13 protein-coding genes are annotated in these 16,438 nt (G+C 37.7%); 11 read left to right on the forward strand and 2 right to left on the reverse strand.

What is annotated here, in order from left to right:
• Positions 1 to 60: 60 nt before the first annotated feature.
• The 6 genes from HJC33_RS16900 to HJC33_RS16925 all read left to right on the forward strand — a co-directional run bounded on the left by HJC33_RS16900 (position 61) and on the right by HJC33_RS16925 (position 4,336).
• On the forward strand, positions 61 to 603 hold the full coding sequence (locus HJC33_RS16900; RefSeq protein ID WP_171660024.1) for a DUF1599 domain-containing protein: 543 nt from the start codon (positions 61 to 63) through the stop codon (positions 601 to 603).
• The gene (locus tag HJC33_RS16905) at positions 600 to 1,694 is read left to right on the forward strand and encodes a BT_3928 family protein (protein ID WP_171660025.1); all 1,095 of its coding nucleotides are present in this window, start codon (positions 600 to 602) and stop codon (positions 1,692 to 1,694) included. The genes HJC33_RS16900 and HJC33_RS16905 overlap by 4 nt, the downstream gene beginning before the upstream one ends.
• A 34-nt stretch (positions 1,695 to 1,728) precedes the next feature.
• Entirely contained in the window at positions 1,729 to 2,478 is a 750-nt protein-coding gene (gene tpiA, locus HJC33_RS16910; RefSeq protein ID WP_171660026.1) for a triose-phosphate isomerase, read from the forward strand.
• Between the two features lie 10 nt (positions 2,479 to 2,488).
• Entirely contained in the window at positions 2,489 to 3,319 is an 831-nt protein-coding gene (gene prmA / locus HJC33_RS16915) for a 50S ribosomal protein L11 methyltransferase (protein WP_171660027.1), read from the forward strand.
• 20 nt (positions 3,320 to 3,339) lie between these two features.
• The gene (locus HJC33_RS16920) at positions 3,340 to 3,615 is read left to right on the forward strand and encodes an ATP-dependent Clp protease adaptor ClpS (RefSeq protein WP_171660028.1); all 276 of its coding nucleotides are present in this window, start codon (positions 3,340 to 3,342) and stop codon (positions 3,613 to 3,615) included.
• A 118-nt stretch (positions 3,616 to 3,733) separates the two neighbouring features.
• Positions 3,734 to 4,336, forward strand: a complete 603-nt coding sequence (locus tag HJC33_RS16925; RefSeq protein WP_171660029.1) for a hypothetical protein — start codon at positions 3,734 to 3,736, stop codon at positions 4,334 to 4,336.
• Positions 4,337 to 4,342: 6 nt separating this feature from the next.
• Here the strand turns inward: HJC33_RS16925 and HJC33_RS16930 are convergent, their stop codons facing one another.
• Together HJC33_RS16930 and HJC33_RS16935 are read right to left on the reverse strand one after the other, a co-directional pair.
• Positions 4,343 to 5,053, reverse strand: a complete 711-nt coding sequence (locus tag HJC33_RS16930) for a LytR/AlgR family response regulator transcription factor (RefSeq protein ID WP_171660030.1) — start codon at positions 5,051 to 5,053, stop codon at positions 4,343 to 4,345.
• On the reverse strand, positions 5,050 to 6,174 hold the full coding sequence (locus HJC33_RS16935; protein ID WP_171660031.1) for a sensor histidine kinase: 1,125 nt from the start codon (positions 6,172 to 6,174) through the stop codon (positions 5,050 to 5,052). The genes HJC33_RS16930 and HJC33_RS16935 overlap by 4 nt, the downstream gene beginning before the upstream one ends.
• A gap of 168 nt (positions 6,175 to 6,342) precedes the next feature.
• On the opposite strand from HJC33_RS16935, the gene HJC33_RS16940 reads away from it, so the two are divergent.
• From HJC33_RS16940 to HJC33_RS16960, 5 genes are all read left to right on the forward strand, one after another.
• On the forward strand, positions 6,343 to 7,362 hold the full coding sequence (locus tag HJC33_RS16940) for a carbohydrate-binding family 9-like protein (RefSeq protein ID WP_171660032.1): 1,020 nt from the start codon (positions 6,343 to 6,345) through the stop codon (positions 7,360 to 7,362).
• The gene (locus HJC33_RS16945; protein WP_171660033.1) at positions 7,340 to 7,969 is read left to right on the forward strand and encodes a hypothetical protein; all 630 of its coding nucleotides are present in this window, start codon (positions 7,340 to 7,342) and stop codon (positions 7,967 to 7,969) included. Before HJC33_RS16940 ends, HJC33_RS16945 begins: the two co-directional genes overlap by 23 nt.
• A 287-nt stretch (positions 7,970 to 8,256) precedes the next feature.
• The gene (locus HJC33_RS16950; protein WP_216366728.1) at positions 8,257 to 11,310 is read left to right on the forward strand and encodes a SusC/RagA family TonB-linked outer membrane protein; all 3,054 of its coding nucleotides are present in this window, start codon (positions 8,257 to 8,259) and stop codon (positions 11,308 to 11,310) included.
• Positions 11,311 to 11,312: 2 nt separating this feature from the next.
• Positions 11,313 to 12,926, forward strand: coding sequence for a SusD/RagB family nutrient-binding outer membrane lipoprotein (locus tag HJC33_RS16955; protein WP_171660034.1), 1,614 nt, complete (start codon positions 11,313 to 11,315; stop codon positions 12,924 to 12,926).
• Between the two features lie 269 nt (positions 12,927 to 13,195).
• Positions 13,196 to 16,387 carry a VCBS repeat-containing protein gene (locus tag HJC33_RS16960; RefSeq protein ID WP_171660035.1) on the forward strand — a complete coding sequence of 1,064 codons (3,192 nt, stop codon included), beginning with the start codon at positions 13,196 to 13,198 and terminating at the stop codon, positions 16,385 to 16,387.
• Positions 16,388 to 16,438: the final 51 nt, after the last annotated feature.

The following is a 16,438-nucleotide window of genomic DNA, read 5'->3' on the forward strand; positions in this document are numbered from 1 at the left end:
GCGAAGTGCTTCAAGGCACTTTTTTAAACATTCGAAATTTACGCAAATTAGCAAGAATACATGCAGCAGACTTCCCAACAATATGATGCAGTGATCAATACCTGCAGGGAATTGTTTCTGAAAAAAGCACAGGATTATGGTACCGCTTGGCGGATTTTGCGACTACCTTCCCTTACGGATCAGATTTTCATAAAGGCACAACGTATTAGGAGTCTTCAACAAAACGAGGTGAGAAAAGTGGATGAGGGAGAGCAATCTGAGTTCATTGGCATCATTAATTATGCTACCATGGCTTTGATTCAGTTGAAGAAAGGTGTGGTTGAGCAACCTGATCTTACGGCAAAGGAAGCCATAGCCCTTTATGATGAAGAAGTAGCTATCACCAAAAAGTTGATGGAGAACAAAAACCACGACTATGGAGAGGCATGGCGAGATATGCGGGTAAGCTCTCTCACCGATTTAATTTTACAGAAACTCCTAAGAGTAAAGCAAATTGAGGACAATCAAGGAGAAACCTTGGTGAGTGAGGGTATTGGTGCAAATTATCAGGACATCATCAATTATGCGGTTTTTGCAATGATTCACTTAAGCGAACAAGAATGAAGTATTTGGTCTGGTTTTCAAGAATTTTTGTTGGTGTGTTGTTCATCATCAGTGGACTGATTAAGTTGAACGATCCAGTTGGGTTTTCCTTCAAACTGGAAGAATATTTTAGCCAAGGAGTTTTAGATTTACCCTTCTTAATGCCATTGGCGTTGGGGATTTCCATTTTTGTGGTCATTGTGGAGGTGATTTTAGGGGTTTTATTGCTCATTGGCTTTAAACCAAAATTTACGGTATGGAGTCTTTTATTGATGATAGTTTTCTTTACGTTCCTCACTTTTTACTCGGCCTATTTCAATAAAGTAACTGATTGTGGTTGTTTTGGAGATGCTGTAAAACTTACACCTTGGGAATCGTTTACAAAGGATGTGATTCTATTGGTGTTGATTCTTATTCTGTTTTATGGCCGGAAATACATCAAGCCCTTATTTAGTGAAAAAATCAACTGGATTATTGGTGGGATTGCATTGGTTGCTTGTGCATTATTTGCCAACCACGTATTGAACCACCTTCCATCAGTTGATTTCAGACCCTATAAAATTGGCGCCAATATTCAAGAAGGGATGACTGTTCCTGAGGATGCACCAAAGCCTATTTACGAATATGCTTGGCGTTTTAAAGTGAACGGAGAAGATAAAATTGTAGTGACCAATGGAGATTACCCTACGGTTGATGGGGAATTTGTAGGTGTTGAAACTACTGAGATTCAGAAAGGATATGAGCCACCCATTCATGATTTTACCATTGAAAAGGATGGAGTGGATACAGCTGAGGAACTTTTGAAAAAAGATAAGCTTGTTATGGTCATAGCCTATGATTTGGCAAAGAGCAACTACGATGTTTTTCAAGAAGTGGCCAAGGTAACCTCCAATGCAAAAGCAAAAGGCTATACGGTAATTGGAATGTCAGCTTCCAATGATGAGATGAAGAATCGTATTGCTAAAAAATACGGACTCGATTTTGACTTTTACTTTACAGATGAGACCGCGTTGAAGACCATTGTGCGCTCCAACCCAGCTATTTTGGTTTTGGAAAAAGGCACAATCCTTCAAAAGGTACATTTTAATGACTTTGACAAATTAAAATTTTAAATAGAACAAGAATAACCTTTAGAAAACCATTATCATGAGAACCAAAATAGTTGCTGGAAACTGGAAAATGAATAAAAATTTGAGTGAAACAGAAGCTTTACTCTCAGAGCTTTCAGCAAAATTGCCAGATACAGAAGCAGATGTTATTGTTGCGCCTACTTTTGTAAATCTTGTAGCTGCAAAGAGAAGCCTTCAATCATCTACCATTCAAGTTGCTGCCCAGAACATGCACTTTGCAGAAAGTGGCGCTTATACAGGTGAGATCTCTAGCGATATGCTATTGAATATAGAAGTGGAAACGGTTATTATAGGTCACTCTGAGCGTCGTTCTCTTTTTGGTGAAACCGATGAATTATTGGCCAAAAAAGTAAAGACTGCCATCGATAAAAACATGAAGGTAATTTTCTGCTTTGGAGAAGAGTTGGAGGAGAGAAAGTCTGAAAACCATTTTGCTGTGGTAGAGAGCCAGCTTAAAAATGCACTTTTTGATTTGGATGCCAGTGCTTGGGAGAACATTGTCTTGGCCTATGAACCCGTTTGGGCCATAGGAACTGGTGAAACTGCAAGTCCAGAACAAGCGCAAGAAATGCATGCCTTTATCAGGAAAACAATATCAGAAGCTTATAACGCTACAATTGCAGAGGAAGTCTCCATTTTGTACGGTGGTAGTGTAAAACCTGGTAATGCCTCGGATATTTTTTCAAAACCTGATGTTGATGGTGGGCTTATTGGTGGAGCTTCGCTTAAAGCAGATGATTTTATAGCCATCATCAAGGCAATTTAATCCTGATTTCTTGATTTATCTGGAATACAACTTCAAACTGGAGCCTGTTCAACCCGTCACGGATATTTTGATTGCGGAGTTGGGGGAAGTTGGTTTTGAAAGTTTTGTGGAGACACAAACTGGTCTTTTGGCCTATATTCTCAAATCCGAATGGAACGAAAGTAAAAGCCTGGACAATCTTTTTGTGGTTCAAAATCCTGATTTTGCGGTTTTTTGGACTGTAAAGGAAATACAGCAACAAAACTGGAATGCCGAATGGGAAAAGAACTTTCATCCCATTGTTGTGGACGACCGCTGCAGGGTCAGGGCCCCGTTTCACAGTCCTGAAAAGGTCAAGTATGATATCGTCATAGAGCCTAAAATGAGTTTCGGTACGGGTCACCATGAGACCACCCACATGATGTTACAGCACATTTTAGATACTGATTTTGAGGATAAAACGGTATTGGATATGGGTTGCGGTACAGGGGTTCTTGCTATTTTAACAAAAATGAAAGGAGCTATTGATGTTGAGGCCATTGATATTGATGAATGGTGCTATTTGAACAGCAAGGAAAATGCAGAGAGAAATAATTGTCCGGACATTAACGTTTTTAAGGGCGATAGCAGCTTGCTTTCAGGAAAAAAATATGACATCATTCTGGCCAATATCAATCGGAATATTTTGTTGGATGACATACCCATTTATGCACAATGCCTAAATCCTGAAGGGTTACTTTTTTTAAGTGGCTTTTATTTGGAGGATTTGAATGCAATTTCCTCAAAATGTGAAGGATATGGTTTGGAATTTCAAAAAAAATTGCAAAAGAACAATTGGGTTTCTGCAAAATATGTAAATTAGAAAGTGTAAATTCCAAAACTATGGGAATCAGAGAGAAAGACTTGGAAGAGTTGCTTTTGGAAGAAGAAACCACTAAGCAACATGAGATTATTCTTTTTAATGACGATGTAAATACTTTTGACCATGTCATAGAGACGTTGATCAATGTTTGTGAACATACTCCTGAACAGGCGGAGCAGTGTTCTCTAATTGTTCATTATAACGGCAAGTGCACGGTGAAGACGGGCGAGTATTCCTATTTAAAACCTAGATGTTCCAAATTACTCCAGGCTGGGTTGACCGCTGAGATTATGTAATTGGTAATTTTCCATTGATTATAAATTCTTTACATTAAAATGATCTGGGCAAATCTCAGATTGCACTAAATTTGTGAAGACACCAACTAATATAAACCAATAATTTTCTTACCGGGAAATGGGCGAATTTTTCAAGGCTGAACTCAAAGACCGTTTTTTGGAATATGCTTTGGATCGTAGTGACTATTTCGAGATTCAGACACTATATGATGAATTTCTTCGACCTGGTTATAGTCTTGAATTTGCAGTGAAATTGGTCAGGGAAATCCAAGATTACGATTCTGAGCTTTTAGATGTTATGAGCGGTAATGGAATGGAAATCTTTATGTTGGCTTCTACGCCCTCAACAGGCGCTTTTTTGGAGGATGGTGGATTTATGGACATGTATGTAAAGGAGGAAGAGAAGTGGGATGCTTTTGTAAACCAACTTTCCAATAATCGAAAACTATCCAAAGACGAAAAAAAGTTGCTCAAGAAAAATTCACCAGGATTAAAAAAGGAAAGAACGCTACTTGTAGTTTTGATAACAGCAATCACCATAAGTTTTCTGTTTACTCTGTTCAGTATTTTAAAGGATACATTATTGGAGCCCAGATACGTTCCTTTAGATGAATTCGAGCGAAAAATAGAACAATTGCAGCAGCAGAATAACAATGAAAAAGAACAACTGCAACAAGAATTGAAGGAGTTACAATCAATAATTGATTCCCTTAAGAGCTGAAATTCCTTAATTCAAGGATTTGTTCAAGATAATTTCCCTTACCTCATTAAGGTAGCTTCTTCCAATAGTGTACCTGATGCCATCAATTTCAACGCTATTGCCTTCCATGGACTCAATTTTGTCCAGTGCAACAGTAAAGGAACGATGTATTCTGATGAATTTATCGTTGGGGAGCTCTTCGGTAAAGCTACTTAGTGTTTTGTGAATGATGTATTTATCCGAAGTGGTTTTAATGCGAATGTAGTCCTTGAGGCTTTCCACAACCAAAATATCATCTAAATACACCTTTTGGAGCTTTTTGTTGTCTATTTTGATGAAAAAATTGGGTTTTTCATTACTGGAAGTAGTGGTGTTTTTTTTGGACATTACTTCCGAAACTCTACTCACTGTATTTAAAAACCTTGGAAATGGAATAGGTTTTACCAGATAATCCAGTGCTTTCACTTCATATCCCTTCAAGGCATATTCCTCATGTGCTGAAGTGATGACCACACAAGGATCGTAATTAAGGCATTTCAAGAAATCAAAACCGTCTAAAACAGGCATGTTAATGTCCAGAAAGATGAGGTCTACTTTATTTTCTTGTACATAATTATTGGCATCGACTGCGTTGGAAAAAGTTTCCAATAAATCAAGTTGATCCAATTTTTTTACATAGTCTTCCAATACCTTTATGGCCAACGGTTCATCGTCTACAATTATGGTTTTAATCTTCATAAGTTGGTCACTCTCAATTTTAAAAGAACATTGAAGTTATGGTTTTTTTCTTCTATTAGCAATTCGTAGTCCTTGGGCTTATAGCCCAGCTCCAACCTTTTTCGAACGTTGGATAGCCCAATACCGCCACTTCTGGTGGGCATATTGTTTTTTCCTTGCTCTTTTGGGATGTTATTGGAAAGTTCAAAATATAAGAAATCCCCTTCAACATTGATTTTCAATGAGATTTGCATTTGCCCTAGATTTTGACTAGCTCCATGCTTAAAACTGTTCTCAATAAGCGGCATTAAAAGCATGGGTGCAATTACTTTTTCTTCAAGGTCTCCAGATATTTCAACATTTACTTCCAAAGAATTGTCAAAACGGATGCGTTCCAAATCAATATAATTTTGAATGCACTCTATTTCTTTCTTTAGCTTCTGTTTTCGCTTATCAGTTGCGTAGAGGAGGTATCGCATTAATTCTGATAGCTTAAGAATGACCTCTGGGGCCTTATCAGATTTGGCCAGTGACAGCGAATAAATATTGTTGAGGGTATTAAAAAAGAAATGTGGAGAAACTTGAGACCTTAAAAAGCGGAGTTCGGTGGCCAATTGTCTTTTTTCCAGTTCATGGAGCATACTGTGTTCCCGTAACCAATCTATGGTGATTTTAATGGCAGTTACAAATGAGATTACATATAACTCCCCAAGCATCATTTGTACACCGTAGTTGAAAGTGAGAGTGTCTATGGCTTCTGGTCCTTCTGGCCATACATTGGTGCTGAGCAGGTAATAAGTAAGATAAAATTTGACATTGAGCATTGCATATAAGGATAACAATATCAATATGGCATAGGTAATGTACTTTTTCTTGAAAACGAATTTGGGCATCAAAAAATAGATGTTAAAATAAGTAAGTGCCATATGAATTGGAAACCCCAACATGTTGCTTTTTAAGGAATAGTCATAGTCGTGATAATAGCTCCCCCATCTTAAGGTATTGAAAACAAAGTATATAGACCAGAAAAGAATGTGGTGTTTATAAGTGATGGGATAGTTTCTTATGGACTTTCCAGAGATGAATGTCTTTGTTTGGGTATCTGTAGGATTATCCGCTAATATGTCGACTGAAGTTTTCATATGTTATTGGTCAATTCTGGATTGTTGTTGGTCTAAAAGATCGTATGTTAAAGAATAAATTTATGAATATTAAATTATTGTTTAGAAAAGATGTTTTTGCTTAATCTTGGAAAAACTGACTTGAGCCCTCAATTTTGCGATCAAATTCCTAACCAAATTGATTAAAAAATGTTGATTAGAATAGTTGCTTTGTTTTTTGTGTTCGCTTCCTGTGGACAAACCAAAAAGACGCCACGTTTTCATGTGGCTCAAAAAGTATCTACCCCCATTTTAGTAGATGGAAAGGATACGGAAGATCAGTGGAAAGCAACTTCATGGACTGACAGTTTTATTGATATTGAAGGGATTGAAAAACCATTGTACGAAACCAAAGTTAAGATGCTTTGGGACGAGAAGTATTTCTATTTGCTGGCCAAAATGGATGAACCACATGTTTGGGGAAATTTAATGCAGAGAGATACAGTAATCTTCTATAACAATGATTTTGAGGTTTTTATTGACCCTGATGGTGATACACATAATTATTATGAACTGGAAATAAATAGCCTCAATACACAATGGGACCTTTTTTTGACCAAGCCTTATAGAAATTCAGGAAAGGTTTTGGACAGTTGGGATATTCAAGGACTTAAAACTGCGGTCCATATAGATGGCACTTTAAATAATGCCTCTGATGTGGATAAAGGTTGGATCTTGGAAATGGCAATTCCGTGGAGTGTTATTACAGAGGCATCAAATCATAATGCCCCTCCAGCTAATGAGTTTTGGCGAATTAATTTTTCAAGGGTTAATTGGCAGTTTGAGCTGGAAGATGGTAAATATGGAAGAAAAAAGGATTCAAATGGTAAATATCTTCCAGAGTATAATTGGGTTTGGTCTCCTCAAGGTGTCATTAATATGCATGAACCCGAACATTGGGGGTATGTATATTTTTTAGATAAAAAACCAGGACAATTGGTTGATTTTGAAATTCCCAAGGACGAATACATCAAATGGGACATGTATGGGCAATATCGGAAGTTGTTAAACGATGAAAACTCAGATCTGCCTAAACAAATAAGTGTTCTGCAAGTAAAGATTCCCCTCAATTATCAAAAACATGCTACAGGTTGGGATTTATGGTGTATAAGCCCATTTACTGGAAAAAAACTCATAATTGCTGAGGATGGAAGGTTCTCCCAAGAATAAGGTTAAAATACCCGGGCGTCAATTTTTGATTGTAGGAATCTTGGCGCTATTGGCCGTTGGATTTTTGGACAATCAAATGGTGGGTGAACCTAAGGGTAAGCCTGTCAATGAAAAAAAAGACAACTTTGTTTATTGGGCATCTGTTGCTTCTAATAATGATAAAACCATTTCATCTTATATTAAAGAACTGGAGAAATTTAATGAGATTGGTATTGATGGGATTCTGATTGAAGCAGAGACCGATTATGATGTTTTGGAACAAATAAAGCCAATTGCCCGTAGAGAGGGTCTTACCTTATATGTAATGTCCCACGGAAAAAACATACTCCATAGTTCTACTGAATTGGAAAATTGGACATATTCAATAATCCTCAATCAAGCAGATAAGATGGATATGGATTGGGTGGGGCACGAGCTTAATGGAATAGATGATAAAAATAAATTTTTTGGGGGGAACTTTGAATCTCTGCCTTCTACAAAAGAATTTGAATCTGCAATAGTTGAGGCAAAAAATAAAGGAGCTCAGGGAGTGGTCGTATTTAATGCTTCAAAAATGCCCCATCAACATTTTGAAGTCCTTAAAAAACTAAAAGATACTTCTGATTAGAGCATGAAAGGATTTAAGAATAATAGCAATGGCCAAGGGCGAAATAAACTTATTTCTATACTGTTGTTGCTACTGTTTTTCTTTGTGATAATTATTTATAAGAGCCAAATTCAATAGATTAAAATTAGGTTAAAGAGCCATCAATTTTTATCCTTTTTCTGTTTGCTATTTAGCTCTTCATAATTGTCGTTGGTCGAAAAAAGTTTTGTTAACGTAATCATAAGGTAATTTTAGTATCATCTTAAAATTAGTATAACTAACTAAAAAAACAATCTAACGCTTGACTTATGAAAGAAATTAAGAAAGTTTTTATGTTCCTTGTTTGCCTTGTGGCATTTCAGGGGATTGAAGCGCAGATAACCGTTTCAGGTACCATTACGGATGCTGTGACGGGTGCGGCGATTCCGGCTATTACTGTCGTTGAGGACGGTACAACAAACGGAACCTCTGCGGATTTTGATGGAAATTATACCATTAATGTTCCTGGTGATGCAACCCTGCGTTTCTCGGCAATTGGCTATTTAGCCCAATCTGTTGCTGTTAATGGGCGCACTACTATAAATGTAGTGATGCAAGAAGACACCGAACTGCTTGATGAAGTGGTAGTGACCGCTTTGGGTATTTCAAAAGATGAAAAGAAACTCGGTTACGCCGTAACTGAGGTTGGAGGAGAATCATTAAACAAAGCTAGGGAGGTAAATGTGGCTAACTCTTTAACGGGTCAGGTAGCTGGTTTGGTAGTAAAGGGTACGAGTAGCGGTCCTGGGGGCTCTTCCAAAATTTTATTACGTGGTGTTTCAAATTTGAGCGGCAGTGGTTCCCCTTTATTTGTTATTGACGGTGTGCCGATGGACAATACACAAGGCGGTTCAGCTGGTGAATGGGGAGGATCAGATGCTGGTGATGGTATTGGGAACCTCAGTCCTGATGATATTGAGAAAATGACGGTTTTAAAAGGACAGTCGGCTTCTGCACTTTATGGTTCAAGAGCATCAAATGGGGTAATATTGATCACTACCAAAAAAGGAAGTAAGCAAGGTGATTGGGATTTAACTTTTAATACGAACTTTTTAGCTGAATCAGCAGTTGACTTCACTGATTTTCAAGACACTTACGGTCAGGGTACAGGTGGTGCAAAACCATTGACTGCTGCTGATGCACAATCTACAAATAGATTGGCTTGGGGAGCGCAATTGGACGGTAGTCAAGTTATTGGTTATGATGGAAATCAATATGCTTATAGTCCTGCATCTTCAAGATATATTGATTTTTATAGAACGGGAACTAATTTCACTAACAGTATAGCGGTTTCCAAAGGATGGGGAGAAGGTTCTTTTAGGCTTTCGGTTTCAGATTTGAACTCAAATTCTATTGTGCCCAATAGTGGTTTAGATAGGACTACGGTTAATTTGGCAGTGAGTCAGGATATTACAGACAAACTTAATGTTTCGGCTAATATCAATTACACTGATCAGAGATATGATAACCAGCCTTTTTTGAGTGATGGTCCATTAAACCCTAATAACTTTTTATTCTTGGCGCCTAATGTGAGCGAATCTATTTTTGCACCTGGTTTTGATGCAGAGTCAGGAGCTGAAACTGTTTTTAGTGATGATATTTATGTTACTAACCCTTATTTTGTCACTAACCAAGGAGTCAATGATCCAACAAGGAAAAGAACTATTTCCATAGTATCAGCTAAATACAACTTTACTGATAATATCTATTTATTGGCAAGAATAGGTAATGATCAAATCAACGATACTTATTATAAAGTTAATCCTTATGGCCTTGCATATTCTCAGGATTTGCAGGGAAGTCTTGCTGAGCTGGGTCAAGGAAGTAGATTGGAATTTAATGCGGATGCTATTTTTGGCGCTGACTTTGATTTAACTGAAGATTTGGAGTTGAGTACCTTATTAGGGGGTAATCTCAGAAAAAATGAATATGAAAAGGTCACAGTTAATGGTGGGCCTTTTGTTTTGCCTTATTTGTATTCATATAATAACGTAGTGAATTTTGGAAGGAATTATGAGTTTAATGAAAGAGAAGTTCATTCTGGATATTACTCATTAGGTGCTACTTACAAGGATATTCTTACATTGACTACTACAGGAAGATATGATGTTTATTCAACATTGACCTCACCTACAAGTGATGATAACAGTATTTTTTCTCCATCGGTGTCTGGAGCGTTCATTTTTGATGACTTCTTGAATATTGAAGCTTTGGAGTACGGTAAGTTGAGAGCTGCATATGCGGTGACTAGTGGTGAGCCAGAAGATCCTTATTCCAATCAGTTTTATTATTCGTCGGAAAGCTCTCTAGGTGGAATACCAGCTGCTTCTGCACCGACCAAGCTTCCCAACTTCTCTTTGAAGCCTTTTACGACCTCTGAGTTGGAGCTTGGTTTAGACTTAAAGTTTTTTGAAAACAGATTGTCTTTTGATGTTGCTTATTTTAAAAAGAAATCAAAAGATGAAATCCAAGTTGCAGGCTATAGTCGATCTTCCGGATTTCAAGAAGGGGTGGTTGCAACTGGGTCTATTCAAAATACGGGATTAGAATTTTTGGTAACAGGTGTGCCAATTCAAAAAGAAGATTTTTCTTGGACAACTTCCTTTAACTTCACAAAAGTTAAAAACGAAGTATTAAAAACGGATACTTCGGGTAATCCAATCAATTTAGGACGAAATAGAGCTACATTAGGTAATGCTGTCACTGCGTTTGTTGTGGGTGAGGCGGGTCCTCAAATTATGGCATACGATTATTCCTATGATGGTTCTGGAAACATTGAGGTTGATGAATCTGGGATTCCATTGCGTGGTGAATTGAAAAACTTTGGTTCGGTACTTCCCGATTTTTATGGAGGTTGGAACAATACTTTCAACTATAAGAACTTTAACTTATCGTTTTTGATTGATTTCAACTATGGAAATAAAGTATTGTCTGCGACCGAGTTCTATTCAATCTTTAGAGGATTAAATAAAATTACTCTAGAAGGAAGAGAAACGGGTGTAGGTAGTGCATCTGCTCAGGATTATTACCAAGGCCTTGCTCAAAACGTTACAAGTACGAGTGTGGTCGATGGGGATTTTATCAAACTAAGACAATTATCCTTGGGATATACTCTCCCTTCTGAACTTTTTGAAAGAACACCTTTTTTAGAAGGCGTGGATATCTCTTTAGTTGCTAGAAATCTTGCAATCTTATGGAGGAAAGCGGAGAACATCGATCCTGAAAATGGTTTTGGTGCAAATGTTAGTTATTTGGGTATTGAGGGTACAAGTTTGCCTTCTACAAGATCCATCGGTCTAAATGTTAACTTTAAAATAAAATAAGGATGTATTCATATATAAAAAGACTATTGCTTGTAGGATTGGCACTTATGTATGTTTCGTGCGATTCTGATTTTGCGGAACTCAATACGGATCCTAACAAGGCGGGGGCGGATATTTTTGATCCGAATCTAATATTGCCTACAATAATTTATGATTATTCAGATTACAATACAGGGTATAGTGGGGCTATTTTGTTCCAGTCCATGTGGGTGCAGATTATGGCATCTACATCTACTGGGGGGGCTAATTATTACTCTAATGCAGACAAATATGTAGCCTCGGGTAGCACAACATCTTATCAGCAAAGTTTATGGAATGGATTGTATAGTGCTGCTTCACAAGCTCGACAGATGGAGAAATTGGCCATTGAACAGGAATTGCCCAATCTTGCTGCCATCGGGAAGATGCTCCAAATAATGAATATTGCAATGATTTCTGATGTTTATGGGGATGTGCCATACGAGGAAGCATTGTTGGGGGATGAAGGGGTTAATTTTCCTACATACCAGTCGCAAGAATCTTTATACCCACAAATGTTGGCGGATTTGGAAACTGCCGTAACGGCTTTAAGTAATTCAGGGGATAGTCCTACCAATGATACTATGTATGGAGGGGACATCTCACAATGGAGAAAATTTGGGTATAGTTTGATGCTCAAGCTTGCTATGAGATTGACAAAAGTGGATGCCTCTACGGCACAAACCTATGTAAATACAGCTATTTCCGGAGGAATTTTTGAATCTTCTGCTGATGATGCCGTGGCCATCATGGACAATTCCAATGGGTATGCCAATACAAATGCTAACTCCTTAAATGTAACAGATGACATTTATGAAGTACGATGGTCAAAAACATTGATTGATTTCCTGAAGTCTACTGATGATCCTAGAGTTTCTGTTATTGCGGAGATACCACCAGCTGGATTGGAAGCCAACAAGGATGGAATTGTGGTGGGAGATTCTGATCCCTCAATTCAAATAGGTCTTCCTAATGGGTATGATTTGAAGGGAAGTAGCACTGATATAAGCAATCATCCTGATTATCCTGGTCCTACACTTGCCGCTAATTCAGACGATTCTGATGCTCCAATAGGTAATTATTCTCGTCCTACAGCAATTTATAGAGATAGAGATGCATCTTGGTTCATTTTAACCTATGCAGAGACCCAGTTCCTATTAGCGGAGGCAGCTGTTAGAGGCTTTACTTCTGGTAATGCTTCAGATCATTACAATGCTGGTGTTGTAGCTGCAATGGAAACATTGAATAAAATGGGAGGAACACAAATAGAAGGCGGCGATGCTACTACATATGCAAGTGCAAATCCATTGGATACAAGTAGTGCTGATGCCTCTTTGGAAATGATTAACGAGCAGTTATGGGCATCTGTAGGGATACTTGGTAATTTTGTGGAAGCATGGAACAATTGGAGAAGATCTGATTATCCTGTACTTACACCTGTCAACTATACCGGTAATTTCTCTGGTGGAAATATTCCATCTAGACAACCATATCCAACTTCTGAAGGAACCAATAACACGGATAATTACCAAGCAGCTGTTAGTGCAATGGGAGGTAGTGATGATTGGGTTACCAAAGCATGGTGGGATGTTGAATAAAATAAGATTGGAAAAGACTCCTCATAAATAGTTGATATTTTGAGTTAGTTTAGTTTATTCGAGTGGTAAGGGAGAGGAAACTCTCCTTTACTTTTCTTATTATATGTCCAATTAAAAAGGTAGCTATGAAAAACAAAAATCAGTTTCAGACTATACTATCAATGTTGATAGCTTCTCTTTTTTTCAACTGTTCCAATAGCAATCCAGCAGATCCAAAAACGAGATTTACCCTTTTGACATCATCTCATACAGGAGTAAATTTCTCAAATATGATTAATGATACTAAAGAATATAACATTTTAAAATATGCCAATTTCTATGGAGGCGCTGGTGTAGGGATTGGAGATTTTAATGGTGATGGTCTACAAGATTTGTTCTTTGCTGGAAATTTGGTTCCTGATCGTTTGTACTTGAACAAAGGGAATCTCTCATTTGAAGACGTCACTGAGCAGTCAGGTATTATTCATGATGGTGGATGGTCTACTGGAGTAACCTTGGCAGATATTAATAATGATGGCCATTTGGATATTTATGTAAGTAGGGAATTACACGATGAAAACCCTGAGTGGAGAGCCAATTTGCTTTATATCAATAAAGGAGATGGGACTTTTTTGGAAAAAGGTGAAGAATTTGGTGTTGACGATAATGACAGAACACGTCATGCGTCCTTTTTTGATTATGATAAAGACGGGTTGTTAGACTTATTTCTACTTACCCAACCTCCTAATCCTGGAAGTTTGTCGGTCTTTATGGGCACAGAACTTTTAAAACCAGAATATAGCCTTAGACTTTTAAAAAATAAGGGTGATTACTTTGAAGATGTGACTCTAATTGCAGGACTGAATAGAACTGGATTTCCAAATGCTACTTCTACAAGTGACTATAATGGTGACGGTTGGCCGGATATTTATGTGGCCAATGATTTTTATGCGCCAGATTTTTTGTTCATCAATAACCAAGATGGGACATTCACTAACGTTGCTAATCAAGCATTTAAACACTTGTCTTACTATAGTATGGGGGTGGATGTTGCAGACATAGATAATGATGAACACCTGGATATTTTTGTATTGGATATGGTGGCCGAGGACAATTTTCGCCTAAAATCCAATATGAGCGGTATGGATCGTCAATCTTTTTGGGATGTATACAATCAAGGTGGGCACTACCAATACATGTTCAATACACTCCAATTGAATAATGGCAATACTACATTTAGTGACATAGCTCAATTTACAGAGATGGCTGCGACAGATTGGAGTTGGTCTAATTTACTCGCCGATTTTGATAATGATGGCCTTAAGGATGTTTTTGTGACTAATGGATTGTTACGAGATATTAGAAATACAGATGCAGATAAAGCAGTTGAACAATATATCAATCAAACACGTTTAAATTGGCTTCAAAACCATCCAGATGGCGGAGAACTTCAAAATATATTTGATATAATTGATTTAAATGAAGTGGCAAAATTAATTCCTTCTCAGCCACTAATGAATTACTCATTCAAAAATCAAGGGGATTTAAATTTCGAAAAGGTAATGGAGGAATGGGGTTTGGATCAAACTTCGTTTTCCAATGGTGCTGCCTATGGCGATTTGGATAATGATGGCGATTTAGATTTGGTTGTAAACAACATCAATGCAAAAGCCTTTATTTATCAAAACAATTCGGAATCCATCGATGGAGGGAATTATTTAAGGGTTTCTCTCAAAGATGAAAAAAACCAACCTTTATATGGTACAAGGGCAAAACTATATGTTGATGGTGAAGTTCAAATGATTGAGACCACCAATGTGCGTGGAATTTATTCCACTAGCGAACCCTTTGTTCACTTTGGACTTGGTCATCATACAAATGCTGATAGCTTGGTTGTTATTTGGCCCAATCAAAAAAAACAGGTTTTTAAAAATGTTGGGGCCAATCAAGTGTTAGTGGCTAATCTAGAAGAAGCTAACGCTCAGTACCAATCCAAACAAACTTCGGAGCCCATATTGATGGAAGTAACAGAAGACTTTCAAATCAAACATAAACATCAAGAAAATACCTTCGATGATTTTGCTGTACAGGTATTGTTGCCACATAAAATGTCTCAAATGGGACCAGCAATGGCAATGGGGGATATCAATAATGATGGACTCGATGATGTTTATATCGGAGCATCTACCGGAAACCCAGGAGCTCTTTTTGTGCAAGAAACCAAGGGTAACTATGTACAAACCAACCAAGATATATTAAGTAAAGAAGCACCCTATGAAGATGTAGATGCAATTTTTGTGGACATCAACAGAGATGGATTTCAAGATTTATTTGTGGTTAGCGGCGGTAACGAATATTCCACTTTTGACTTGCACTATACAGATCGTTTGTATTTGAATGACGGACAAGGAAACTTTAAAAAAGGCGCTATTCTTAATGCGAGTCGAATGAGTGGCTCAAAAGCAATTACCGCAGATTATGATGGCGACGGAGATGAAGACATATTTGTTGGAGGCAGACACAATCCGCACAATTATCCATCACCGGCAACAAGTACTCTTTATGTTAACACCGATGGGCAATTGGTCAATGCCAATGAAGATTATGCCCCCGATTTTAAAAATTTAGGAATGGTCACCGATGCTGTTTGGATGGATTATGATTCCGATAGTGACCTAGATTTAATTGTAGTGGGCGAATGGATGCCCATAACTGTCTTTTCCAATGAAAATGGAAAGCTCATTCAAACAAATATTCCAAGCTTACAGTCGACCAGAGGATGGTGGTTCAGTTTGGAAAAAGGTGATTTTGATGGTGACGGGGATATGGATATGATCGCTGGGAACCTAGGGCTGAATTATAAGTACAAAACTTCTCCTGAAGCGCCATTTGATATCTACTACGAAGATTTTGACAATAATGGAAGCCGGGATATTGTCTTGGGTTATTACAATGATGAAAAGCATTACCCGCTTCGAGGATTTTCATGTTCTTCTGAACAGATTCCTGGACTCAAAAAGCAGATTAAGAAGTACGACATTTTTGCGGATATGGAAATAGAGGAGGTGTATGGAACCTCGAACTTAAAAAAAGCATTGCATTATGAGACCGACACATTTGCCTCGGTTTATATAGAGAATTTAGGCAATGGAACTTTCAAACTGTCTCAATTGCCAACCAATGCGCAATTGACCAATATCAATGACATTTTAGTGGAAGATATTAATAGCGATGGCTTCCTAGATGCAATTTGTGTGGGAAATCTTTTTGTTTCAGAAATAGAAACACCTAAAAATGATGCAGGTATCGGAGCTGTTTTGTTGGGTGATGGCAAAGGAGGGTTCAATGCCATTCATCATTCCCAAAGTGGATTTTTTGCCGCTGGCGATGCCAAAAAAATAGAAATGTTCAACCATGACGGCAAACCAACCATTGCCGTCGCCAACAATAATGATGCAATTCAGTTTTTCAAGTGGAAATAGACTTCCACTAGACTGATTTTTAGATTATTTAATGCTGATGAATAATCAGGC

It is taken from the genome of Flagellimonas amphidinii, from assembly GCF_013090115.1.
GTDB lineage: Bacteria > Bacteroidota > Bacteroidia > Flavobacteriales > Flavobacteriaceae > Flagellimonas > Flagellimonas amphidinii.

What these genes read in the sequence shown, in the direction of transcription:
- HJC33_RS16900 (WP_171660024.1), top strand. Translation starts at nt 61, where the DNA reads ATGCAGCAGACTTCCCAACAATATGATGCAGTGATCAATACCTGCAGG.
- HJC33_RS16905 (WP_171660025.1), top strand. Translation starts at nt 600, where the DNA reads ATGAAGTATTTGGTCTGGTTTTCAAGAATTTTTGTTGGTGTGTTGTTC.
- tpiA (WP_171660026.1), top strand. Translation starts at nt 1,729, where the DNA reads ATGAGAACCAAAATAGTTGCTGGAAACTGGAAAATGAATAAAAATTTG.
- HJC33_RS16920 (WP_171660028.1), top strand. Translation starts at nt 3,340, where the DNA reads ATGGGAATCAGAGAGAAAGACTTGGAAGAGTTGCTTTTGGAAGAAGAA.
- HJC33_RS16925 (WP_171660029.1), top strand. Translation starts at nt 3,734, where the DNA reads ATGGGCGAATTTTTCAAGGCTGAACTCAAAGACCGTTTTTTGGAATAT.
- HJC33_RS16930 (WP_171660030.1), bottom strand. Translation starts at nt 5,053, where the DNA reads ATGAAGATTAAAACCATAATTGTAGACGATGAACCGTTGGCCATAAAG.
- HJC33_RS16935 (WP_171660031.1), bottom strand. Translation starts at nt 6,174, where the DNA reads ATGAAAACTTCAGTCGACATATTAGCGGATAATCCTACAGATACCCAA.
- HJC33_RS16940 (WP_171660032.1), top strand. Translation starts at nt 6,343, where the DNA reads ATGTTGATTAGAATAGTTGCTTTGTTTTTTGTGTTCGCTTCCTGTGGA.
- HJC33_RS16945 (WP_171660033.1), top strand. Translation starts at nt 7,340, where the DNA reads ATGGAAGGTTCTCCCAAGAATAAGGTTAAAATACCCGGGCGTCAATTT.
- HJC33_RS16950 (WP_216366728.1), top strand. Translation starts at nt 8,257, where the DNA reads ATGAAAGAAATTAAGAAAGTTTTTATGTTCCTTGTTTGCCTTGTGGCA.
- HJC33_RS16955 (WP_171660034.1), top strand. Translation starts at nt 11,313, where the DNA reads ATGTATTCATATATAAAAAGACTATTGCTTGTAGGATTGGCACTTATG.
- HJC33_RS16960 (WP_171660035.1), top strand. Translation starts at nt 13,196, where the DNA reads ATGATTAATGATACTAAAGAATATAACATTTTAAAATATGCCAATTTC.